The organism is Streptomyces sp. NPDC104106, assembly GCF_055584345.1.
The window spans coordinates 79,335-101,988 of sequence record NZ_JBVJMF010000002.1; the positions used below are offsets into that span (position 1 = coordinate 79,335).

At 71.5% G+C, this 22,654-nt stretch carries 14 protein-coding genes and 1 pseudogene; 11 read left to right on the forward strand and 4 right to left on the reverse strand.

Annotated elements, in window-relative coordinates:
* Positions 1-127 precede the first annotated feature (127 nt).
* Positions 128-1,675 carry an MFS transporter gene (locus ACZ60X_RS04360; protein WP_469593158.1) on the reverse strand — a complete coding sequence of 516 codons (1,548 nt, stop codon included), beginning with the start codon at positions 1,673-1,675 and terminating at the stop codon, positions 128-130.
* Between the two features lie 184 nt (positions 1,676-1,859).
* Between ACZ60X_RS04360 and ACZ60X_RS04365 the strand changes: the two genes are divergently transcribed.
* The 3 genes from ACZ60X_RS04365 (at position 1,860) to ACZ60X_RS04375 (ending at position 3,964) form a co-directional block, all read left to right on the forward strand.
* Entirely contained in the window at positions 1,860-2,483 is a 624-nt protein-coding gene (locus ACZ60X_RS04365; RefSeq protein WP_469593160.1) for a TetR/AcrR family transcriptional regulator, read from the forward strand.
* Between the two features lie 81 nt (positions 2,484-2,564).
* Entirely contained in the window at positions 2,565-3,266 is a 702-nt protein-coding gene (locus tag ACZ60X_RS04370) for a ribonuclease HII (protein WP_469594367.1), read from the forward strand.
* A 68-nt stretch (positions 3,267-3,334) separates the two neighbouring features.
* Positions 3,335-3,964, forward strand: a complete 630-nt coding sequence (locus tag ACZ60X_RS04375; RefSeq protein WP_469593162.1) for a hypothetical protein — start codon at positions 3,335-3,337, stop codon at positions 3,962-3,964.
* Between the two features lie 419 nt (positions 3,965-4,383).
* Here the strand turns inward: ACZ60X_RS04375 and ACZ60X_RS04380 are convergent, their stop codons facing one another.
* Positions 4,384-5,004 (reverse strand): hypothetical protein, encoded by a 621-nt coding sequence (locus ACZ60X_RS04380; protein ID WP_469593164.1) that lies wholly within the window; start codon positions 5,002-5,004, stop codon positions 4,384-4,386.
* A gap of 266 nt (positions 5,005-5,270) precedes the next feature.
* On the reverse strand, positions 5,271-7,436 hold the full coding sequence (locus ACZ60X_RS04385; RefSeq protein WP_469593166.1) for a RecQ family ATP-dependent DNA helicase: 2,166 nt from the start codon (positions 7,434-7,436) through the stop codon (positions 5,271-5,273).
* A gap of 143 nt (positions 7,437-7,579) precedes the next feature.
* Here ACZ60X_RS04385 and ACZ60X_RS04390 point away from each other — a divergent pair, with 143 nt between their 5' ends.
* From ACZ60X_RS04390 to ACZ60X_RS04420, 7 genes and pseudogenes are all read left to right on the forward strand, one after another.
* Positions 7,580-9,133 (forward strand): DUF4192 domain-containing protein, encoded by a 1,554-nt coding sequence (locus tag ACZ60X_RS04390; RefSeq protein WP_469593168.1) that lies wholly within the window; start codon positions 7,580-7,582, stop codon positions 9,131-9,133.
* 854 nt (positions 9,134-9,987) lie between these two features.
* A pseudogene (locus ACZ60X_RS04395) lies at positions 9,988-11,858 on the forward strand (glycogen debranching N-terminal domain-containing protein).
* 129 nt (positions 11,859-11,987) lie between these two features.
* The gene (locus tag ACZ60X_RS04400) at positions 11,988-12,746 is read left to right on the forward strand and encodes an NUDIX hydrolase (RefSeq protein ID WP_469593170.1); all 759 of its coding nucleotides are present in this window, start codon (positions 11,988-11,990) and stop codon (positions 12,744-12,746) included.
* 156 nt (positions 12,747-12,902) lie between these two features.
* Positions 12,903-15,542: an ABC transporter ATP-binding protein gene (locus ACZ60X_RS04405; RefSeq protein WP_469594369.1), complete on the forward strand. Its 2,640-nt coding sequence runs from the start codon at positions 12,903-12,905 to the stop codon at positions 15,540-15,542.
* A gap of 161 nt (positions 15,543-15,703) precedes the next feature.
* Positions 15,704-16,591, forward strand: coding sequence for a FadR/GntR family transcriptional regulator (locus tag ACZ60X_RS04410; RefSeq protein ID WP_469593172.1), 888 nt, complete (start codon positions 15,704-15,706; stop codon positions 16,589-16,591).
* A 448-nt stretch (positions 16,592-17,039) separates the two neighbouring features.
* Positions 17,040-18,581 (forward strand): RNA polymerase sigma factor, encoded by a 1,542-nt coding sequence (locus tag ACZ60X_RS04415; RefSeq protein WP_469593174.1) that lies wholly within the window; start codon positions 17,040-17,042, stop codon positions 18,579-18,581.
* Positions 18,582-18,701: 120 nt separating this feature from the next.
* Positions 18,702-19,562, forward strand: coding sequence for a serine protease (locus ACZ60X_RS04420; protein ID WP_469593177.1), 861 nt, complete (start codon positions 18,702-18,704; stop codon positions 19,560-19,562).
* A gap of 102 nt (positions 19,563-19,664) precedes the next feature.
* Here the strand turns inward: ACZ60X_RS04420 and ACZ60X_RS04425 are convergent, their stop codons facing one another.
* Complete coding sequence (locus ACZ60X_RS04425) at positions 19,665-19,895, reverse strand: DUF7455 domain-containing protein (RefSeq protein WP_469593179.1); 231 nt, start codon at positions 19,893-19,895, stop codon at positions 19,665-19,667.
* Positions 19,896-20,333: 438 nt separating this feature from the next.
* Between ACZ60X_RS04425 and ACZ60X_RS04430 the strand changes: the two genes are divergently transcribed.
* A complete protein-coding gene (locus ACZ60X_RS04430; protein ID WP_469593181.1) occupies positions 20,334-22,457 on the forward strand; it encodes a DNA gyrase/topoisomerase IV subunit B in 2,124 nt (707 codons plus the stop codon).
* The last annotated feature ends 197 nt before the right edge of the window (positions 22,458-22,654 follow it).

The following is a 22,654-nucleotide window of genomic DNA, read 5'->3' on the forward strand; positions in this document are numbered from 1 at the left end:
GCCGGCTGTCGTGCCGGCCCTGGTGCGGACGTCGGCGGCCGTCGCGCGGCCGGCCGGACGGGGCCGACGGCTCCTCGCCGTCGAGTGGTGGTCCGCCCGGCCGCGGCGCCGCGCGGCTCGGCGGGGATCAGCCCATGCCCGGGCCCGCCATGCCGGCGAGGGAGTCGAGATCGCTCTTGCGGACCCTGAGCACCAGCCAGGCCGCCAGGAACGCCAGTCCGGCCATCGCGGCGGCCGGGACGAAGGCCTGGGAGATGCCGTGGGCGAGCACGTCATGCCCCCAGGGGGCGGGCAGCTGGTGCGTCTTGGCGAACTGCGCCTTCTGTTCCGGCGAGCCGTTGGCGAGGAACCGGGGCAGTTGCCTCTTCGCCTCGTCCTTGCTGGCCGAGCCGAAGACGGTCGTCAGGATGGACAGCCCGAGCGAACCGCCCACCTGCTGCATCGCGTTGAGCAGACCAGAGGCCGCACCCGCCTCGTGCTGGGCGACGCCGGACACCGCCGTCACGGTCGCCGTCACGAAGTTCAGGCCCATGCCGAAGCCGAACACCAGCATCGGCCCGAGCACTCCGCCGAGATACGAGCTGTCCGGCCGGATGAACGTCTGCCATGCCAAGCCGGCCACCACGAGCGCCGAGCCGACCGCCATGAACGGCTTCGGGCCGAGCTTCGGCAGCAACGCCTGCGACAGACCCGCGCTGACCGCGATCGCGACCGTCACGGGAAGAAAGGCCAGACCGGCCTTGATGGCGCTGTAACCGAGGACGTCCTGCACGAACAGCACGATGTAGAAGAACATGCCGAACATCGCCGCGGACAGGCTGAGCATGATCACGTACGTGCCCCAGCGGTTGCGGTCCCCGAACATCCTCAGCGGAGTGATCGGCTCCTTGGCCCGCGTCTCGGTGAGGACGAAGGCGATCAGCAGCAGCACGGCCGCGGCGAACGAGCCCAGCGTGAGTTTGTCGCGCCAGCCGTTCTCCGCGGCACGGATGAAGCCGTACACGAGCGAGGCCATGCCCGCCGTCGACGTCAGCGCGCCCGTGATGTCGAAGCGCCCCGGATGCCGCGCCGACTCGCTGATGTACAGCGGTGTGAGCGCCGCGATCAGCACCCCGATGGGCACGTTGACGAACAGCACCCAGCGCCAGTCCAGCCAGTCGGTGAGCATGCCACCCGCGAGCAGGCCGATGGCACCGCCGCCCGCGGAGACGGCGGCGAACACGCCGAACGCCCGGTTGCGCTCCGGTCCTTCGGGGAAGGTCGTGGTGATCAACGCGAGGGACGTGGGGGAGGCTATCGCGCCGCCCACCCCCTGAAGGGCCCGTGCGGCCAGCAGCTGCCATGGTTCCTGGGCGAGACCGCCCAGCAGCGAGGCGAAGGTGAACAGCAGGATGCCGGTCATGAACACCCGGCGGCGGCCGAGGATGTCCCCGGCGCGTGCCCCGAGCAGCAGCAGGCCGCCGAAGGTGAGGGTGTAGGCGCTGACCACCCACGTCAGATCGGTGGTGCTGAACTTGAGCGCGTCTTGAATGTGCGGGAGCGCGATATTCACAATCGTCGCGTCGAGTACCACCATGAGTTGGCAGGCCGCGATGACGGCGAGCGCGATGCCGGGATGCCCCTCCCGGCGGGCCGCGCCCGGCCTCGGATCCTGGAGCAGCTGAGAGGTCGTCACTATGGGTCCCCCCCCTGAAGGCGTTAGTGAACGATCGCGTTCACTGTCGCCTCCACGGTAGTGATCCCCCAAGAGTGAACGCAAGCGTTCACTGAATCGGGCATGCCGCCCGCGTCCCCCTGTTGCTGCGGCGCGGCGCCCCTCCCCAGAACCCCCGCTTCCCTTGCACGTTGGAGAGACACAGATGGTTACCTCGCGCTGGACGGCCGATTCCACCCGGACGGCGTCCCCTCGTCGGCGCGGCGTGGTGCTGGAGCGCGCGATCATGGACGCCGCTCTGGAGCAGCTCGGCGTGGTCGGCTGGAAGGGGCTGACCATGGAGGGCGTCGCGGCCGGCGCACAGACCGGCAAGGCCGCGGTCTACCGCCGCTGGCCCTCCAAGGAAGACCTCGTCGCGGATGCCCTGGTGGCGGGACTGCCCCGGGTGGAGAGCGCCCCGGACCTCGGAAGTGTGCGCGAGGACCTCCTCACCCTGTGCCGGCAGGTGCGGGAGATCATGTACTCGCCGCCCGGTGTCGCTCTGCGTGCCGTTATTCACGAGTGCGACGATGTCCAGGCGGAGCGCTTCCAGGACGTCATCGTCGGCGGGGTCATCGAGCCGACGATCGCGTTGCTCCGTGAGGTGATCGCCCGTGGGGTAGAGCGAGGAGAGGTCCGCTCTGACGCGGCCAACGGCTATGTCTTCGACGCCATCCCGGCCATGATGATGTACCGAGCGAAGGTGTGCGCGAGTGAATGGAGTGATCGAGATCTCGAGGAGATGATCGACCAGCTGATGCTCCCGCTGCTCCGGCCCCACAGGCCCTGACCCCGCGCGCCGGTCATCCGTACGGCGGTCGGGAGACCGGGGTGTCGCGCGGTGATCCCGGCGGCGTACGCTAAGGGCGCCATGCCGTACGAACCCCCCACTCACACTGTCGAGCGCTCCCTGCGCGCCACGACCGGAGCCAAGCTCATCGCCGGTGTCGACGAGGTGGGGCGCGGAGCCTGGGCCGGACCGGTCACCGTCTGCGCGGCGATCACCGGACTGCGTCGCCCGCCGGAGGGCCTGACCGACTCCAAGCTGCTGACGATCAAGCGCCGTACGAAACTGGCCGAGGTCTTGCGGACGTGGGTGACGGCCTACGCCCTGGGGCATGCTTCCCCAGAGGAGATCGACGACCTGGGGATGACGGCCGCACTGCGGCTCGCGGCGGTTCGCGCCCTGGACGCCCTGCCGGTCCGCCCCGACGCCGTCATCCTCGACGGGAAGCACGACTATCTCGGCGCCCCCTGGCAGGTCCGTACGGTGATCAAAGGCGATCGCTCGTGTGTGGCCGTTGCCGCGGCGTCGGTGATCGCCAAGGTTCAGCGCGACAAAATGATGGCCGAACTGGGTATCGACCATGCAGACTTCGGATTTGCGGACAACGCCGGGTATCCGTCGCCCGTGCACAAGGCCGCACTGGAGGAGTGGGGGCCCACCCCGCACCACCGCTTGTCGTGGGCGTATCTTGATGCGTTGCCTCAGTGGCGGCACCTCAAGAAGGTCCGCAGCTGGGCGGACGGAGGCGTTCCGGAGATCGAGGGTCAGCTCGGCTTCGATTTCTGACGGCTCCGCTCGCACTGATGTGCCACCCGGTCACCCGCACCGCACCAACGTTTGATAAATATCAGCTCATGCCTCTCATTCCCGAGGAGCCTCAGATTCACGAGAGTGCCCAGGGTCCCCGCGCTACTCCGGCCAGCGGCCGTACCGCGCCGACCCCCCGCCCCGTACCCGGCCCCCGCCCCGCGGCGTCCCGCCCCGGTCGTCCCGGCCCTCCGCGGCCCGCGCCGCCGGTGCAGCGCACGCCGCGTGACGTGGCTCCGGCCAAGCCTGGCCCGTCCGGTCCGGCCGCTCCCGCCGCCGCGGCGGCCACCCCGCAGATCCAGCTGATCCCGGCCTCGGCCGAGGGTGCGCTCGACGCCGCCGAAGAGGCGGTGGACCTGCTCCTGGACTCGGGGCGTGCCCCTGGCGACGTGCTCGTGATCACCACTGGTGCCCAGCACCCGTGGGCGGAGCACGAGTTGTCCTTCGGTGAAGCCTCCTACTGGGCGCAGCACGACGCCGGTGATGACGTCTTCTACACGGACGCCGCCATCGCCGTCCGTGCCGCGTCCCGCCCCGTGGTGGTCGTGGCCGTCAACGGAGGCCCGGCCTCCGCCGCGGCCTCCGCCCTCCCGCTGGCGCACTCGCGGGCCGGTGCCCTGTTGATCGTCTGCGGCGACCCGCAGCAGATCAACGCGGTGCTGGGCGCCGGCGTCTGAGCCATGCCCGGCGCCCCGGGACACCGGGGTGACGCTGGAGCCGCTCCGGCGGAATCCGCACGGAGTGGCTTTTGGCATGCGCGGATGACGGTCGCCCATCGCTCCGGAAGGCTCTTCCCGGCCGGCCCGCCGGTGTGAGGGCACGATTTCCAGGCCCGGATGGGCGAGACGTCGTCTCCGGAGTGCGCCGCGTGGAACCGATCCGGCAGCAGCCGGAACCGCACTCCACGGCGCCGCGGCTGCCGTGGGCCCGTAGCGCGCGGAACGGACGGGTGCCCGCCCTCGTGCGTGTCCCCGTGGCTTGCGTGGCACCCTGACCGGACCGCGCGTGCCTGGTTCGCCGCCTCCGCGGCCCAGATGGGCGGCGCGGGCATGGGACATACGGCTGGGCGTACGGCTTGGCCGTGGGCCGGGAACCTTCAGCGCGCCGCCGCGCGGCGCAGCACCTCGGAAACCGGCCCGCCGGTGCGGGGCGCGAGCCGTGGCGCCTCCGACAGGGCGAAGGGCTCGGGGACGGAGTCGGCGTTGGGGCGGCGTCCACCGCGCCCCTCGCCGAGCACCTGCCAACCGTCGTGGGTCAGTGTGATGTACGCCCCGCAGCGCAGGCCGTGCAACGTGCAGGCATCGCGCAGTCCCCACATCCAGGCACCGTCCTCCTCCGTCCAGCGCGCGTCGCCGTCACGGCAGTAGAGCAGGACGGCGGTGCGCACGGGCGTGCGGCGTCTCAGGTCGTGCGGGATGACCCGGCGCAGCTGGGCGAGGAGCGCGTTGCGGAACATCCAGCCGTCGGCCGGGGCCGGCCGACGCGTGAACGACGCGCTGGCGCACAACCGCTCCTCAGGATCCAGCACCGCCACGACCGCCGTGGACGGCTTCGGATGGTGCCGGGCATGCAACCCGCTGACGACCTCACGGGGGTTGCGCAGCAGAGGGATTCCGGCGGAGGCCCATTCGGCCGGCTCGAGCAGGCGACTGGCGGAAGCGGCGGACGCGGACGTCGACAAGGAGGCCGCCGAGGACGAGGCGAATCCGAAGGTCACGTTCCTCCCTTCGGCTACGCGCCCACACTGCGGGCGAGGTCGGATTCGGGAGCGCACACCGCAGCAAAGCCCAGCCGGATCACGGACGTGCCGTGCGGGGAGCGGACCTCAATTCTTCCTGTCGAACTGGGATGCGGCAACGAGCAATTGGGGCCACCGGCGGTTATCTGGAGGTGTGTGGCTTATATCCCTACCCAAAGGTTTGCCAGATGAACGTCCCGGGGCGCCCAGCCGCAGCACGTGGGCTGCCGCGGCCGGTCGCGTGCTCAGCCCTGGACGGCCAGGACCAGCGGCAACACCCCCCGCGCCCCGGACTTTCTGAGCAAGCGGGCCGCGACCGCGAGGGTCCAGCCCGTCTCGGTGAAGTCGTCGACCAGCAGCACTGGGCCGTCGGCCTCGGCGAGCACCGATGCGAGGCCGGGTGACACCGTCAGCGAGCCGGCGAGGGCCTTCAGCCGCTGCGCGCTGTTGCTGCGCGGCACCCGCGGCAGGTCCTCGGCGCACTCCACGGAGCCCAGCAGGGGAAGCCGGCCGATCTCGCCGATCCGGGCGCCCAGGGAGTGGATCAGCCGGGGCCGGGTCCGTGAGGCGACGGTGACGACACCTACCGGCCGGGGTTGGGCGTCCGCTGCGCCGGAGGCCCAGCCGCCGGGGCCCTTCGCCCAGTCGGCCAGCACGCCCACCACAGCCCGCGCCACGTCGTCCGGCACAGCGGTGTCCGGCGCCTGGGGAGCGAGGAGCGGCCGCAGCCGGTTGCCCCAGCCGATGTCCGAAAGCCGGCCCAACGCCCGTCCCGCGGAGGCCTGTTCGCCCGCCGGAATGCGCCCCTTGAGCGCGATGCCGATGGCCGGCAGCCCGGTCGGCCACATACGGCGGGGCTCCACTTCGACCCCGGCACGGCCGAGGTCGCTGCGCGCGGCGTCCACCGCCGCCGCGGACGTGTCGACGGTGAAGCGCGATCCCGCGCAGTTGTCGCAGCGACCGCATGGTTTGGCGCCTTCGTCGTCCAGCTGACGCTGCAGGAACTCCATCCGGCACGCGGTGGTGGCCGCGTAGGCGCGCATCGCCTCCTGCTCGGCCGTGCGCTGCCTGGCCACCCAGTCGTACCGCTCGCTGTCGTACGACCAAGGCTGCCCGGTCGCGATCCAGCCGCCCTTGACACGGCGGACCGCCCCGTCCACGTCGAGGACCTTCAGCATCGTCTCCAGCCGGGAGCGGCGCAGCTCGACCAGCGGCTCCAGGGCGGGCAGCGACAGAGGGCCTTCGGCTCGTGCGAGGACGTCCAGGGTGCGCCGGACCAGCTCCTCGGGAGGGAAGGCGAGCGAGGCGAAGTACTGCCAGATCGCCTCGTCCTCCTTGCCCGGCAGCAGCAGCACCTCGGCGTGCTCCACCCCACGGCCGGCGCGGCCGACCTGCTGGTAGTAGGCGATGGGGGAGGAGGGGGAACCGAGGTGGACCACGAAGCCCAGGTCCGGCTTGTCGAAGCCCATGCCGAGCGCGGAGGTGGCGACGAGCGCCTTGACCCGGTTGGCGAGCAGATCGTCCTCGGCCTGCTGCCGTTCGGCGTTCTCCGTCTTGCCCGTGTACGAGGCGACCGCGTGCCCGCGTTGCCGCAGGAAGGCGGTGACCTCTTCCGCGGCGGCCACCGTGAGCGTGTAGATGATGCCGGAGCCCGGCAGGTCGTCGACATGGTCGGCGAGCCAGGCCATCCGGTGTGCGGCGTCCGGCAGGTGCAATACCCCGAGGCTCAGGCTCTCCCGGTCCAGCGGGCCGCGCAGCACCAGGGCGTCTGACGTGCCGCCCGTGCCGAGCTGCTCGGCGACGTCGGCCGTCACCCGGGCGTTCGCCGTGGCGGTGGTCGCCAACACCGGCACGCCGGGCGGCAGTTCGCCCAGCATGGTGCGCAGCCGTCGGTAGTCGGGACGGAAGTCGTGACCCCAGTCGGAGATGCAGTGGGCCTCGTCCACGACCAGCAGACCGGTCGCCGCGGACAGCTTGGGCAGGACATGGTCGCGGAAGTCCGGGTTGTTCAGCCGTTCCGGGCTGACGAGCAGCACATCGACCTCACCGGCCGCGATCTCGGCCTGGACGGCGTCCCACTCCTCGGTGTTCGCGGAGTTGATGGTCCGGGCGCGGATCCCTGCCCGGGCCGCGGCGTCCACCTGATTGCGCATGAGCGCGAGCAGCGGCGAGACGATCACCGTGGGTCCGCTGCCTCTGGCCCGCAGCAGCGACGTCGCCACGAAGTACACCGCAGACTTTCCCCACCCCGTGCGCTGCACGACCAGAGCCCGGCGCCGGTCGGCGACCAGCGCCTCGATCGCCCGCCACTGGTCCTCACGCAGCCGGGCCCCGCCCGTGGTGTCTCCGACGAGCCGGGCGAGGACGGCGTCCGCCTGTGCCCGGAGATCAGCGTTGCTCGTGTGCTCCATGCGTTCCATACAACAGGACGGGACCGACAACCGGGCGACCCCGGGCTGCCGGCTGTGGACAACCACGGACGCCTTGTCGTGTTCCTGATTCGACTTATCCACAGGCGCAAGCGGGATTTCGCCATCCGCGAGATCGTCTCCGCATGACGAATCACGGCGAAACCAGCGGACCCTTCGAAAACAGCGACATCTCCGGACACGATCCCTTCAGCGGGCCGTCCGCGCCCGACACGCAGGTGACTTTGCGCACCCCCGCAGAGCTGGCCGACGCCCTGCCCTACCTGCTCGGCTACCGCCCCGAGGACAGCATGGTGCTGGTCGCCCTCCACGACCGCGACGGCGGCGGCCGGTTCGGTGGTCGGGCAAGGCTCGGCATCCCCGCGAACGAGGAGGACTGGGAGCCGGCCGCCCGCCAGCTGGCCCAGGGCCTGGTCAAGGGCAGCGAGCGGCGTGGCTCCCGCCCGGAGCAGATGGTGGCGTACGTCTGCCAGGAACCGGCCCGCGGCGAATCCGGCCGGGACGTCAAGCGACGGCTCGAGCGGCTGGCCCAGTTGCTGCGCACCCAGTGCGGCGAGCTGGACGTGCCCGTCATCGAGGCGCTGTGCATCTCGGACGGCCGCTACTGGTCGTACTGCTGTCCGGTCAAGGACTGCTGCCCCGAGGACGGCTCCCCGATGGGCCTGCCCGGCACGTCGGTCCTGGCCGCGGCGGCCACCTACGCCGGCATCCAGGTGCGGGGCACCCTCAGGGAGCTGCGCGCCAGGTTGCAACCCTGGGAGACCGGCTCGGGTCTGGAACAGGAGGTCGCGCTGGACGCGGCGGGCATGACCGTCGTGCCCCGCATCCTCGACGAGGCGTCCCGTCCGGAGGTGGCCGAGCGGACTCTCGCTCTCGCCGAACGTGTCATGCGCCGCTTCGCCGCGGCGGCGCCCGTCTCGGGCGCGCATCCGGCGGACGTGCGCGACGACGGCCTGCTCGCACACGACGAGGCCGCCGAACTCATCCTCGGACTCCAGGACCGCACGACCCGTGACCGCGCGGCCGCCTGGATGGAGGGCGAGGAGGCCGGCCCGGCCCTCCGGCTCTGGCGTGCCCTGGCCCGCCGCTGCGTCGGGCCGTACGGCGAGCACGCCGCCGCTCCGCTGACCCTGGCCGGCTGGGTCGCCTGGTCGGCGGGCGACGAGCTGGAAGCCCGAGAGGCACTGGCCATGGCGCTGGGCGCTGACCCTGACTATCTCTTCGCCCGCCTCCTGCACCAGGCCTGCAACGAAGGGCTCGACCCCGAAGCGATCCGCCGTTGCCTGCGCGCCGACCGTACCGGCCATGCGCGGACCGACACCGCACAGCGGCCGGAGAGCGCCTCGGATCCGGCCGTCGGTGGCCTCAAGGACACCGACGGCGGGGCACCCGCGACGCGTACGCAACCGCCCGAGCAGACGGCAGAGCCGGCCTCCCGGACGGGCGCGCGCCGAAGGCGTCGGGTGCGCCCCGACGGGGAGAGCGGCGACCGGCGCGCGGCCCGGACCGCGGGCGGCCGGCGGCGCCCGGCAGGCTCCCACTCCGGGCCGTCGGCGGCCAACCCCTCGCGGCCGGCCACGCGCGGCCCGGCCGGCTCCCGCACGCGCGCGTCGGGCCGGGACGCGGCCAGTGCCGCCCCCTCGGGAAGCGGCCTTCGAGAGCCCGAGGGGGACGGATGAACACCCCGGCGCCGGCCGAGCAGGCCCCCGCAGCACGACTTTGCGCAACACTGGCAGCCTCGGTGACGTCTGGCGCGCGGTCCCCGGTCGGCCAGGCCCATCCGGTCCGCGTCGGCCGGCTCCCGGGCGTCCCCGAGCATCGGACACCTCGCGTGAACCGGCCCCGTGCACGACCGATGGCCTCCCGAGGCTGCCGCCGCCGGGGCGGGGCCGACATCCTGGGCCGCCTGGTCGGCCGGGCGCACCGGGCGTGCCTCGGCGTTCCGTGGGCACGCGCGGGCGGATCGCGCGACCGATGGTGGCGCAGGATCGCGCCCGTATCGAACGGCGTCTTTGCCGTCCCCTCGCGCCGTGATTCGGCGGGATGTCGCGGGGCGGGCCGTGACCAGCGCACCACTCTCTCCCCTCACCTGAGTGGCGGAACGCCTGGCCAGGCCCTGCCGCCGGCCGACCGACGCCCCCCAGGGCGCCCCGCCGGCCGCCCAGGGTGCCCCGAGCGCACCGAGAGCAGAAGAAGCCGATCCATGCATCAGCAGCCGACTCGCCCCCTCGCCGCGGGCGCTGAGCCGCCCTTTTGGGACAGGTCCGAGCGGTTCCAACCGGACAGCATGGTGAGAACGGACAGCATGGTGGAGACGGCAACGAGGAGCACCGGCGCTCCGCCGCCGTCCCTGGACTCCCGATCGGCCCGCCCGGCCGGTCCCGGCGGACCGCCCACGGTTCCCCGTGGTGCCCGCCGGCCCGCCGCGCCCCCACCACCGGGCACGACAGTCGGTCGCTCGGTTCCCGAACTTCCGCCCACCCATGGCGCGTTGATCTGTGTCGCCCTGCCCGGCCTGGCCATCTCCTGAGAGCTGGGACAGCTGACCGGCCGGGGACTGGACGGGTTCTACCGAGGTGGTCGGCGCCTGCTCTCGCGGTGTCAGGTCCGCGTGGCCGGACGCGAACCGCTTGCCGTGCAGGCCAGGATGACCGGCGCCGACAGCGCCCGCTTCGTCGGGACGCTGCGCATTTCGCCGACGGCGGGGCCCGATCCTGATGTCGTCCTCGAACGAACACGTCGCGCCGAGGGGACCGAACGGATCACTGTGCGCAACGCCGGCGTACGACCGCTGAGACTCCCCGTCGAACTCGCCCTCGGCACGGACCTCGCCGAACTCGGCTCGATCGCCTCCGGCAGAACGTGCCCCGAGCTCCCGGCCACGGTCCGCGGCTCGGGTCTGTGCTGGGCCACTGCCGGCGCGGCCGCCAGCGTCACCGCTGATCCGCCGCCGTCCGACGCCCTGGCGCCCGCCGGGCTGCTGCGCTGGGAACTGGCACTGCCGCCGGGCGCGGCGGCGACCGTGGAAATCCGGGTGCGGCTCGACGGCGCCCGGCCTTTGCGGGCCGTGGAGCAGACCACGTCCAGCCCGATCGCCTCCGCCCGGGCGACGGGCGACGACCCGCGGGTGGCTCCGCTGCTGCACGCGGCCGTCGCAGACCTGCAGGCTCTCCTCCTGCGGGACCCCGCCCACGCCTCCGACATCCATCTCGCGGCGGGCGCCCCCTGGCGCTGCGGGATGGCCCCCGCCGAAGCCCTCGCCGCTGCCCGCATGGCCCTGCCCCTCGGCACCCGGCTCGCCGTCGGCACACTGCGCACCCTGGCCCGCACGCGGCTCCGGGGCCCCGGTGCGCGGGGCGGGATGATCGCCGGCCCGCGACGCGACGCCGGCCCCTTCGTCCCGCCGGGCTGCACGGGGACGGCGGCCACGCTGCTCTTCCCCGTCCTGCTCGCCGAGGCCCGCCGCTGGGGGCTGCCCGACCAGGAGACCAGGGAACTGCTGCCCGCAGCCGAACGCTGTCTCACCTGGCTGCGGACCACCGTCGGCGACGAGCCCTACCTCACCGACCCCCAGCCCGCAGGCCCGGCACGGTGCGAGACGCAGGCTCACGCCCATCGTGCGGCCCTGCTCGGTGCCGACCTCCTCGACGCCTACGACCGGCCAGGAGCCACCGGGTTACGTCAGTGGGCGCAAACCCTTCGGTCAGCCTTCCGGACCGACTTCTGGGTAGAGGACCGCGGCGGTGGACGCCCGGCCGCGGTCCTGACAGCGGATGGGCGATGTGTACCGTACTTGGGCTCAGCCGCCGCTCATCTGCTCGACACCGGACTGCTCGGCTCCGGCCGGCTCGCCCCGGGCCTGCTCGACCGGGTGCAGACCGAACATCTCGCGCGGCTGCTCGGCGCCCCCGCCCTGGACGCAGGCTGGGGCCTACGCGGTCTCGGCGCCCAGGAGGCCGGACACAACCCGTTCGGTCACCGGAGCGGATCCGTCCGGGTCCACGAGACCGCTGTCCCCGTCGTCGGACTGACCGCCGCCGGCTATGAGAAGGAAGCCAGCGGCTTGCTGAGAGGGCTGCTGGAAGCGGCGCAACACTTCGGTTACCGGCTGCCGGAGATGTTCGGGGGTGAACAACGCGCCGCCGGGAGCGCTCCCCTTCCCCGCAGCCTGTCGGCCCGCGGCCGCCGCCGCGGCTTCCGCGATCATGGTCCTCACCGCCCTCGCGGGCGTCCGTCCCGACGCCCCGGCCCGTACGGTCCGTGCGTCCCGTGCGCAGCGCGCCGCTCGGCGAACTCGGCCTCATCGGGCTGCGTGTTGCCCGCGCCCCCTTCGCGGTGCGGGTCAGCAGACTGGGACTCGCCATGGTCGAGGAGGCCGCGGACGGCCTGCAACTGGGAGTGTGACCTCGTGCGACGTGACCGAACGACGAGAGGGAGCCGGTCCTGCGCCCCATAACAGAACGAAGCGGAACCGCCCCCGATGCGGTGGGGGAAGGGAGTGCTTATCGTCAGGCAGACGACTATGATCGCCGCATGCCCTACGACCCGTCAGCCTTTCCGCCCTTCGCCGTCACCGTGGACCTGGTCGTGCTGACCGTGCGCCGCCATGCTCTGTGCGCGCTGGCGGTACGCAGGGGTGAGCCCCCTTTCCAGGGGCGTTGGGCACTGCCCGGCGGCTTTGTGCGGGCCGATGAGGACCTCTCCCAGGCCGCTGCGCGGGAACTCGAAGAGGAGACCGGGCTGAAGGCGCACGGTCCCGCGGCCCCGGGGCAGGACAACGGAGCCCATCTGGAGCAGCTCGCCACCTACGGCGACCCCAAGCGTGACCCGCGCATGCGTGTGGTCAGCGTCGCGCACCTCGCGCTCGCGCCGGACCTGCCTGCCCCTCGTGCGGGGGGTGATGCCAGCAACGCGCGATGGGCGCCGGTCGAGGAGCTGCTCCAGCAGGGCGGTTACGGCCGTGACGGCGAGCCGGTGGCGCCGCTCGCCTTCGACCATGCCCAGATCCTCGCCGACGGGGTGGAACGGGCCCGCTCCAAGATCGAGTACTCATCGCTGGCCACCGCGTTCTGCCCTCCGGAGTTCACCGTGGGCGAGCTGCGCCGGGTGTACGAGGCGGTGTGGGGAGTGGCGCTCGATCCCCGTAACTTCCACCGCAAGGTCACCGGCACGCCGGGCTTCCTGGTCCCGACGGGAGGCACGACCACGCGCCAGGGCGGTCGCCCCGCCCAGCTCTTCCGGGCCGGTGGCGCCACCCTCCTCAATCCCCCGATGCTGCGGCCCGAGGTCTGAGGGGCGCGGCGGTTCGCCCGATCCGGCAGCGGACGGGCCGGACCGCCGTACACCAAGGTTCGGCTGCGGCGAACGGCGGATGGGTGCCGCACCCGGTCGCACCGCGACCGACAATAGATCGGATGATGCCCGAAAAATCGGACATTGCACGCTATCTTGCTTCAGGTGATCCAGGCCTTCGGACTGACCAGCAATCCCCGCAAGGCGCATCCGCCCGCCGTCGACGACCTTTCCTTCGAAGCGTGCGCCGGCCAGGTCACCGCGCTCCTCGGAAGTGCCGGCGCGGGCAAGACCACGGCGCTCAGACTCATGCTCGAGCTCCAAGAGGGGCGCGGCATCACCTACTTCAGGGGGCGGCCGCTCCACCGGGTCGCCCATCCGGCCAGGGAGGTCGGGGTCCTCCTCGGTGACGTCCCGGGACACCCCGCTCGCTCCGTGCGCGGCCATCTGCGCATGCTGTGCGCGGCCTCGGGCGTTCCCGTGCGGCGCGCCGACGAGGTCCTGGAAGTCGTCGGCCTCGTCAGCCTCCGAGAAGAGCGCCTCGGCACTCTCTCTCGCGGCATGGACCGTCGACTCGGCCTGGCCTGTGCCCTGCTGCCCGATCCGCACACACTCGTCCTGGACGAGCCCGCCGGCAACCTCTGCGCCCGCGAGGCGCAGTGGCTGCACGGCATGCTGCGCGCCCACGCCCGGCAGGGCGGCACCGTGGTCTTCACCACGGCCGATCCCAAGGAGGCCGCGCGGACGGCCGACCGTGTCGTCACCCTCGATCGCGGCAGGCTCGTGGCCGATCAGGACGCGAAGGAGTTCGCCCGCACACGGCTGCGCCCCCGCGTCGCCGTGCGCAGCCCGCACGCGTCGCGCCTCGCGGCCCTGCTCGCCCAGGAGGCCCGCCGCGCGCACCGGTCGGTGGAAGTCGTGCGAGAGGGCGGCAACCGCCTCTCGGTGTACGGTTCAACCACCGCCGACATCGGTGAGACGGCTTTCCGGCACGGCATTCTGGTCCACCAACTCGCCGACGAGACCGGCGACATGGGGCCGCGTGCCGGTGCGTGGTCCGGCCCCGGGCCGACGGAGGTGTCCGACTCCCCGGCGGATGAGCCGCAGGGCGAGCCCGAAGACGATGTCTCGGGTGCTTCGGCGGTGGAGGCACGGAGCGCGGCGTCCGCCCTCCCGGCGGGAGGGTCAGGCACCCCGGGGTCTGCCACGCCCGTCGCAGAGCCCGCCGCACTGGCGCTCTCCTCGCCCGCGCCCGAGAAGACCACGGTGGCGTTCGGCTTCTCACCGCCGGAGCCGAGCACCGTCGCGTCGAGTGCCGCGAAGTCCGACACCGCAGAGTCCGACGGCACGGAGTCGGCCGGCACGGAGTCGGCCGGCTCGGCAGACGAACGGGACGTCGTGCCGACAGCCCTCTCGGCGGAGCGGTGGGAGTGCACGAAGGGGGAACCGCCGACCGCGGAACCGGACGGAGCCGGAGTCGGGGCCGGACTCACCTCCGGCGAGCCGGCGCGGGCCCTGTCCGTCAGCGCGTCGGCGGAGCAGGCGCGGGTCCAGGACGGCGAGCACGTCTCGCCCGGGGGCGCGCCCAGCCCCGGGGGGCGGGTGGAGGACACGGCGGCTGCTGGGGGCGTCACGGAGGGCGGGTGGCCCAGCGCCATGCTGCTGGGGGCCGACGCAACCGTGTCCGGCGAGACGGTGGACGGTGCCGTGGCGCCCGGGGAGGCGGACGCGCCCGGGAAGGGCGAAGGAGCGGTCCCCGCGGACGTACGCGCGGGTGCCGACGGCAGCCGGACCGCCGACGCCGCAGGCGCTGACGTCGCACCGGGCCCGGCCGCGACGGCTCAGGAACCGCAGCCCCGGGGCACGAGCACTCCAGTCGCGGGGATCTCCGCGCTCCGCGCGCGCCTCCCCGGCGCCAGGAAACCGAGCACCCCTCATGCAGGGGCCGACCACTCCGGCCGCACCGACGACGTCCGCACCGTTGACGGACTCCCCGCCCTGCCGCCTCCCATCCGCGTCCGCCTCGCGCCCAGCCCGCTCCGGCCCCTGCGCTACGAGATCCGGCGCGCCGCGGGGATCGGAGTGGGTTTCCTCACCTGCGGTGCCGCGCTCGCGCTGTCGGCGCTCACCGCCGTACTGCTGGCACGACTCGGCCACACTCCGCAGGCGCGGCTGTTCGCCGCATGGCCGCGGGAGCTGCCGCTGCCGCCCGCGGCGCTCGCGGCCGGTCTGCTGGGTGCGCTGTCCTTCGGGGACGAGTTCCGCCACCCCGCCCTCGCGGCGGACCGCGGCACCGTGCCCCGCAGGCTGGGGCTGCTGATCGCCAAACTCCTGGTCTCCGGAGCCACCGCGGCGCTGCTCGCCTTCCTCACCGTGGGATGCGACGCCGAGGCGCTCTACATCGTCTACGGTGCGGAGCCGGCACAAGCTTCCGTGGACTGGCTTCCGCTCGCGGTGAGTTGGTTCGGCCTCGTCGTCGGCTGCGCCTGGGCCGGCGTCCTGGCGGCCGGCGTGTTCCGGTCCACCACCGGGGGCCTGGCCGCCGTAGCGGCCGTACCCGTCCTCGTCGTCCCAGCCGTTCAGGAAGTGACCCAGGGCCCCGCCCTGCGCATGGCGGCCGGATTTCCGGAGCGGATGCGAGAGGTGTTCCTGCTCCAGTGGCCCTTCGGAGGGGAGCGATATCTGCTCGGCCTGGCACGGGTTCTCGCCCAACCCATGGGCTGGGCGCTGGCGTTGTCACTGGCAGGGCTCCTGTGCGCGTATCTGTACACGGTCCTGCACACCAGGTTCCGGTGAGGATGTGCGTCCACTTCCGACCTGGCTGTGTGCACAACTCCCCGCACAAAGCCCATTTCTTTCCGATAAGGCGTCAATTGCGACGGGGTGAGCGATCACCCTTTCGTGTGCTTTTCACCAAAGACCTCAAGGGAGTTGGAGGCGGCGCCGACAAAGGATCCGTGAGTACCCTTGCGCACACCATGATGACCGCCGCCCGCTCCACCGACTCCGGTCTGGCCGGCCCGGGCGAACTCGACCGCTACCCCTACGCCGAGGCCCCGGTGGCCGATCGCGTCGGAACGCCCTCCTGGGAGGGTGCGGAACCCGAGCTGGGCCGCGTCGGCAGGCGTGCCGCGGGCAGTCGCGGACGCGGACTGCACGGCCAACTCGTTCAGCAGCTGGGCCAGATGATCGTCTCCGGCGACCTGGGCGCGGACCGCCCGCTGGTGCCCGAGGAGATCGGTCAGCGCTTCGAGGTCTCCCGCACCGTCGTCCGTGAATCCCTCCGTGTCCTCGAGGCGAAGGGCCTGGTCAGTGCCCGCCCGAACGTCGGCACACGCGTGCGTCCCGTCAGCGACTGGAACCTCCTCGACCCGGACATCATCGAGTGGCGGGCCTTCGGGCCCCAGCGCGACGACCAGCGCCGGGAGCTGAGCGAACTACGCTGGACCATCGAGCCGCTCGCCGCCCGGCTCGCCGCCGGGCACGGGCGCGAGGAGGTGCAGCAGCGCCTGTGCGACATGGTCGAGATCATGAGCCACGCCATGGCGCAGGGTGACGCGCTGACCTACTCGCGCGCCGACAACGAGTTCCACGCCCTGCTCATCCAGATCGCCGGCAACCGCATGCTGGAGCACCTGTCCGGGATCGTGTCGGCCGCCCTCCAGGTATCGGGCGGACCGGTGACAGCGTGCGACCGGCCCAACGAGGCGTCCCTCGCGCAGCACGCGCGCATCGTCGACGCTCTCGGTACCGGCGACGGTGCGGCGGCGGAGACGGCCATGCGTCAGCTGCTGACGGTCCACCCGGAGGTGGAGCGCGTGGTGCCCGCCCCGCGCGAGCACTGATCCGCGCGCGACGAAGGCGGTGCGGTCGCCAGTGTGCGGCGTCGGCGTGGTTCACGTGGCTCTCGTGACGATGCCGGGCTCGGGTGCCGGCCGCCGCCGGACTCCGCCGGATCCTGTGCGGACCGGCGGGGCCCGGGGGTGCGACAGGCCGCCGTGGCGGGCGGACTTGTCGGGGCCGGGCTGACGGTGATCTCCTCTGCCCGCATCTGACCGTCTTTGACCGCTTACGGGATGTGACTCGGGCCACGCAGATTGGGCGTAACGCTCGTGGGAACAGCGCGATGACCTAAGAGGTGACAGCCGCGGAGGGAATACGGACGCCATCACAGGCGCTGTGCATCTTCCCCGGCCCCGCCCGCGCCGTCGGCCCATCCCCAGGCCGGTGGTCGGCTCCTGTCCGCAGTGGACGGTGCCGGAAGCCGTTTTCCAACGTTCCGAGAGGTTGTTCGTGTCGGCCAGCACATCCCGTACGCTCCCGCCGGAGATCGCCGAGTCCGTCTCTGTCATGGCTCTCATTGAGCGGGGAAAGGCTGAGGGGCAGATCGCCGGCGACGATGTGCGTCGGGCCTTCGAAGCTGACCAGATTCCGGCCACTCAGTGGAAGAACGTACTGCGCAGCCTCAACCAGATTCTTGAGGAAGAGGGTGTGACGCTGATGGTCAGTGCCGCAGAGCCCAAGCGCACCCGAAAGAGCGTCGCAGCGAAGAGTCCGGTCAAGCGCACCGCCACCAAGACGGTCGCGGCGAAGACGGTGACGACCCGGAAGGCCACCGCCACCACGGCCGCTCCGACGGCGCCCGCCGCTTCACTCGCAGCCGATTCCGCCGAGGAAGCCGCACCTGCCAAGAAGGCCGCGGCCAAGAAGACGACGGCCAAGAAAGCGGCCGTCAAGAAGACCGTCGCGAAGAAGACGGCGGCCAAGAAGACCACTGCCAAGAAGGACGATGTCGAGCTTCTCGAGGACGAGGTTCTCGAGGACACCAAGGTCACCGACGAGCCCGAGGGTGCCGAGAGCGCCGGTTTCGTCCTGTCCGACGAGGACGAGGACGACGCGCCCGCGCAGCAGGTCGCCGCGGCCGGCGCCACCGCCGACCCGGTCAAGGACTACCTGAAGCAGATCGGCAAGGTCCCCCTGCTCAACGCCGAGCAGGAAGTCGAGCTGGCCAAGCGCATCGAGGCGGGTCTGTTCGCCGAGGACAAGCTGGCCAACGCCGACAAGCTGGCGCCGAAGCTCAAGCGCGAGCTGGAGATCATCGCCGAGGACGGCCGTCGCGCCAAGAACCACCTGCTGGAGGCCAACCTCCGTCTGGTGGTCTCCCTGGCCAAGCGCTACACCGGCCGCGGCATGCTCTTCCTGGACCTCATCCAGGAGGGCAACCTCGGTCTGATCCGCGCGGTCGAGAAGTTCGACTACACCAAGGGCTACAAGTTCTCCACGTACGCCACCTGGTGGATCCGTCAGGCGATCACCCGCGCCATGGCCGACCAGGCCCGCACCATCCGTATCCCGGTGCACATGGTCGAGGTCATCAACAAGCTCGCGCGCGTGCAGCGCCAGATGCTCCAGGACCTGGGTCGCGAGCCCACCCCGGAGGAGCTGGCCAAGGAACTCGACATGACCCCGGAGAAGGTCATCGAGGTCCAGAAGTACGGCCGCGAGCCCATTTCGCTTCACACCCCGCTGGGTGAGGACGGCGACAGCGAGTTCGGCGACCTCATCGAGGACTCCGAGGCCGTCGTTCCCGCCGACGCCGTCAGCTTCACGCTCCTGCAGGAGCAGCTGCACTCCGTGCTGGACACCCTGTCCGAGCGCGAGGCCGGCGTCGTCTCCATGCGGTTCGGCCTCACCGACGGTCAGCCGAAGACCCTCGACGAGATCGGCAAGGTGTACGGCGTGACGCGTGAGCGCATCCGCCAGATCGAGTCCAAGACCATGTCGAAGCTGCGTCACCCGTCGCGTTCGCAGGTACTGCGCGACTACCTCGACTAGGTCCTACCGCAGGACGTCGACGGCCCGGCTCTCTGCAAGGAGCCGGGCCGTCGTGCTGCGCGCGTTCGCGTTGTGGATCACTCTGGGTGTTCCGGCACCACCTGAGAGTGAGGTTTCTTCATGCGCCGTTCCCTTGTCCGGGCCCTGATCCGGCCGCTCGTCCTGGCGGCCGCCATGACTGTCATACCCCTGGTGGGGGCGGCCTCTGCGGCCGCCGACGGAGTGGTGGTCGGGGGGTTTCCGATAGACATTTCCCAGGCCCCGTGGACGGTCGCGCTGTCCAGCCGTGACCGGTTCGGCGGTAAGCGGGCGGGACAGTTCTGCGGCGGTGTCGCGGTCGCCCGGACCACTGTGCTCACGGCGGCCCATTGCCTGGGCGAAGAGGTCCTCGGGGCGCCACCGAACCGGGTGCGCGACCTGAGGGTCATCGCAGGCCGCACCGACCTGCTGTCGGTGGGGGGCCAGGAGATCGCCGTGCGGGACGCCCGGGTCAACCCGCGTTATGACGCGACGACCAACGTCGGTGACTTCGCCGTCCTCACTCTCGCCGAGCCGCTACCGAGCAGCGCCGTCGTCGCCATGGCCGGTGCGGGCGACCCGGCCTACACGCCGGGCACCGAGGCGCTCGTCTCGGGCTGGGGCGACACGACAGGCGGCGGCGCCTATGCCCGCAGGCTCCATGCGGCACGCGTGAGCGTGCTGTCCGACGACCTCTGTGTCCGCGCCTACCCGGGTGGCCCCGACGGCACCTATCGGGCGGGCAGCATGCTCTGTGCCGGCAAGGCCGCCGGTGGCCCGGACGCGTGCCAGGGTGACAGCGGAGGCCCTCTGGTGGCCGAGGGGCGGCTGATCGGACTCGTGTCCTGGGGCAGCGGCTGCGGCAGGCCGGGGAGTCCGGGTGTCTACACGCGGGTCTCCGAGGTCGTACGAACGTTGGACGGTGCCTCAGGTGACGCTGGACCGCCCCGTGGGCGGTCTTAGAGGAGCACGCGAGAACACGAGCACGGGCGGTGGCTCCCGGACTGGAAGCCGCCGCCCGTTACACCGGCCTGTGCCGGGGCTGGCTCGTCGTGTGTGCGAGATTCAGCGCTCTTCTTCGGAAGCGGCGTTCGGAACGGACGTCAGCCGCTCCGTCTCGTCCTGTATCTCAGCGGCGATCTTCTTGAGTTCCGGCTCGAACTTGCGACCGTGGTGGGCGCAGAAGAGCAGTTCTCCGCCGCTCAGCAGGACGACGCGCAGGTATGCCTGGGCGCCGCAGCGGTCGCAGCGATCGGCGGCCGTCAGCGGGCTCGCGGGGGTCAGAACAGTAGTCACGTCGCCTCTTCTCTAGCTCGACGAGCTGTCGTACCAGGGTCAACATCCAACCAGCCCGAAAACGTTCCCGCTCGTGGCTTTTCCTCGAAAAAATCTTCCGGGGCGGCTGCTGCTGCCGGTTGGCGGCGAATGTGCCGTAGTGCGTCTCTTGTGTGCTTACGGGTTCGCGCTGTGTTGTGTCTCGGTCCTCCCGGCCGGGTTGCCGGTTGTTCATGAGGACGTGCCCGGAGCCTAAATGGTTCATGCCTCCAAGGGAACGTGATGTGTGCTTCACTCCATCGAGGGATCGAACATGCATGCGAGCCTGGACTAGTCTGAGTTTGCGACGAGGGTGGCGTTACACCGGCTCTACCAGGCCTCGGTACCCTCTGAGCGGCGACCGAAGCCACCCCCTTACCCATCAGGGGGTCAACTGAAATTCAGCGAGGAGCGAACCGCGTGACCGCCGATACGTCCGTGCCGTCCACAGCGCTGCTGGCAGGAGCAGACCGGGACGGTTCCAACTACACCGCGCGGCACCTGCTCGTCCTCGAGGGCCTCGAGGCCGTGCGCAAGCGCCCTGGCATGTACATCGGCTCGACCGACAGCCGCGGTCTGATGCACTGCCTGTGGGAGATCATCGACAACTCCGTGGACGAGGCTCTGGCAGGCGTCTGCGACCACATCGAAGTGGTCCTCCACGACGACGGCTCGGTGGAGGTGCGCGACAACGGCCGGGGTATCCCCGTGGACGTCGAGCCCAGGACCGGCCTGTCGGGCGTCGAGGTCGTCATGACCAAGCTGCACGCCGGCGGCAAGTTCGGCGGTGGCTCGTACGCCGCCTCCGGCGGTCTGCACGGCGTCGGTGCCTCCGTGGTCAACGCCCTCTCCGCCCGCCTCGACGTCGAGGTGGACCGGGGCGGCCACACCCACGCCATCAGCTTCCGCCGGGGCGTGCCGGGCGCCTTCGCCGCCGACGGCGCCGACGCCAAGTTCGAGGCCAGGAGCGGCCTGCGCAAGACCAAGAAGGTGCCCAAGACCCGCAGCGGCACGCGCGTGCGGTACTGGGCCGACCGGCAGATCTTCCTCAAGGACGCCAAGCTCTCCCTGGAGAACCTGCATCAGCGTGCCCGGCAGACCGCCTTCCTGGTGCCGGGGCTGACGATCGTCGTCCGGGACGAGTTCGGCCTGGGCGAGGGCGGCAGCAAGGGCGAGGAGTCCTTCCGCTTCGACGGCGGCATCAGCGAGTTCTGCGAGTACCTGGCGAACGACAAGCCGGTCTGCGATGTCCTCCGCTTCTCCGGTCAGGGCACCTTCAAGGAGACCGTCCCGGTCCTGGACGATCACGGCCAGATGACTCCCACCGAGGTCACCCGTGAACTGGGCGTGGACGTGGCACTGCGCTGGGGCACGGGCTACGACACGACCGTCAGGTCCTTCGTCAACATCATCGCCACCCCCAAGGGCGGCACTCATGTCGCCGGCTTCGAGCAGGCCCTCACCCAGACGCTGAACGATGTGCTGCGCGCCAAGAAGATGCTGCGCGTGGCCGAGGACAACATCGTCAAGGACGACGCCCTGGAGGGCCTCACCGCAGTCGTCACCGTGCGTCTGGCCGAGCCGCAGTTCGAAGGCCAGACCAAGGAGGTGCTCGGCACGTCGGCGGCCCGCCGCATCGTGAACAACGTGGTCACCAAGGAACTGAAGGCGTTCCTGGCCGCCACCAAGCGCGATGCCGCGGCGCAGGCCCGGGTCGTGATGGAGAAGGTCGTGGCCGCCGCCCGTACGCGCGTCGCGGCCCGCCAGCACAAGGACGCGCAGCGGCGGAAGACCGCCCTGGAGTCCTCGTCCCTGCCGGCGAAGCTCGCGGACTGCCGCAGCGACGACGTCGACCGCAGCGAGCTGTTCATCGTCGAGGGTGACTCCGCACTCGGTACGGCGAAGCTGGCGCGGAACTCCGAGTTCCAGGCGCTCCTGCCGATCCGGGGCAAGATCCTCAACGTGCAGCGGTCGTCGGTGACCGACATGCTCAAGAACGCCGAGTGCGGCGCGATCATCCAGGTCATAGGAGCGGGCTCGGGCCGCACCTTCGACATCGACCAGGCCCGCTACGGCAAGATCATCATGATGACCGACGCCGATGTGGACGGCTCCCACATCCGCTGCCTGCTGCTCACGTTGTTCCAGCGCTACATGCGGCCGATGGTCGAGGCCGGCCGGGTCTTCGCCGCGGTACCGCCGCTGCACCGCATCGAGATCGTCCAGCCCAAGAAGGGCCAGGACAAGTACGTGTACACGTACTCCGACCGCGAGCTGCGCGACAAGCTCATGGAATTCCAGAGCAAGGGCATCCGGTACAAGGACTCCATCCAGCGCTACAAGGGTCTCGGCGAGATGGACGCCGACCAGCTGGCCGAGACGACGATGGACCCGCGCCACCGCACCCTGCGCCGGATCAACCTCTCCGACCTGGAGGCCGCGGAACAGGTCTTCGACCTGCTGATGGGCAACGACGTGGCGCCCCGCAAGGAGTTCATCTCCAGCTCGGCTGCGACGCTGGACCGCTCCCGCATCGACGCCTGACCGCTGCGCCGGGCTCCGGCCGACCCGGGCTTCTCCTCGCCGGGCGGCCGGAGAGGCCGTCCTGGCGAGTGCGCAGGCGGGGCGGGCACCTGCCGGCTTGCCGGGTCGGGCCGGAAGCAGAGGGCCGTGGGCCGCTCGTGTCGGAGCGACGGTGTGCTGCGGTTGGGTCTGGCTGGTGGCTGGTGGCTGGTGGCTGG

Coding starts and splice junctions, on each gene's coding strand:
- ACZ60X_RS04400 (WP_469593170.1), top strand. CDS start 11,988: ATGCCCTACGACCCGTCAGCCTTTCCGCCCTTCGCCGTCACCGTGGAC.
- ACZ60X_RS04385 (WP_469593166.1), bottom strand. CDS start 7,436: ATGGAGCACACGAGCAACGCTGATCTCCGGGCACAGGCGGACGCCGTC.
- ACZ60X_RS04420 (WP_469593177.1), top strand. CDS start 18,702: ATGCGCCGTTCCCTTGTCCGGGCCCTGATCCGGCCGCTCGTCCTGGCG.
- ACZ60X_RS04370 (WP_469594367.1), top strand. CDS start 2,565: ATGCCGTACGAACCCCCCACTCACACTGTCGAGCGCTCCCTGCGCGCC.
- ACZ60X_RS04365 (WP_469593160.1), top strand. CDS start 1,860: ATGGTTACCTCGCGCTGGACGGCCGATTCCACCCGGACGGCGTCCCCT.
- ACZ60X_RS04390 (WP_469593168.1), top strand. CDS start 7,580: ATGACGAATCACGGCGAAACCAGCGGACCCTTCGAAAACAGCGACATC.
- ACZ60X_RS04375 (WP_469593162.1), top strand. CDS start 3,335: ATGCCTCTCATTCCCGAGGAGCCTCAGATTCACGAGAGTGCCCAGGGT.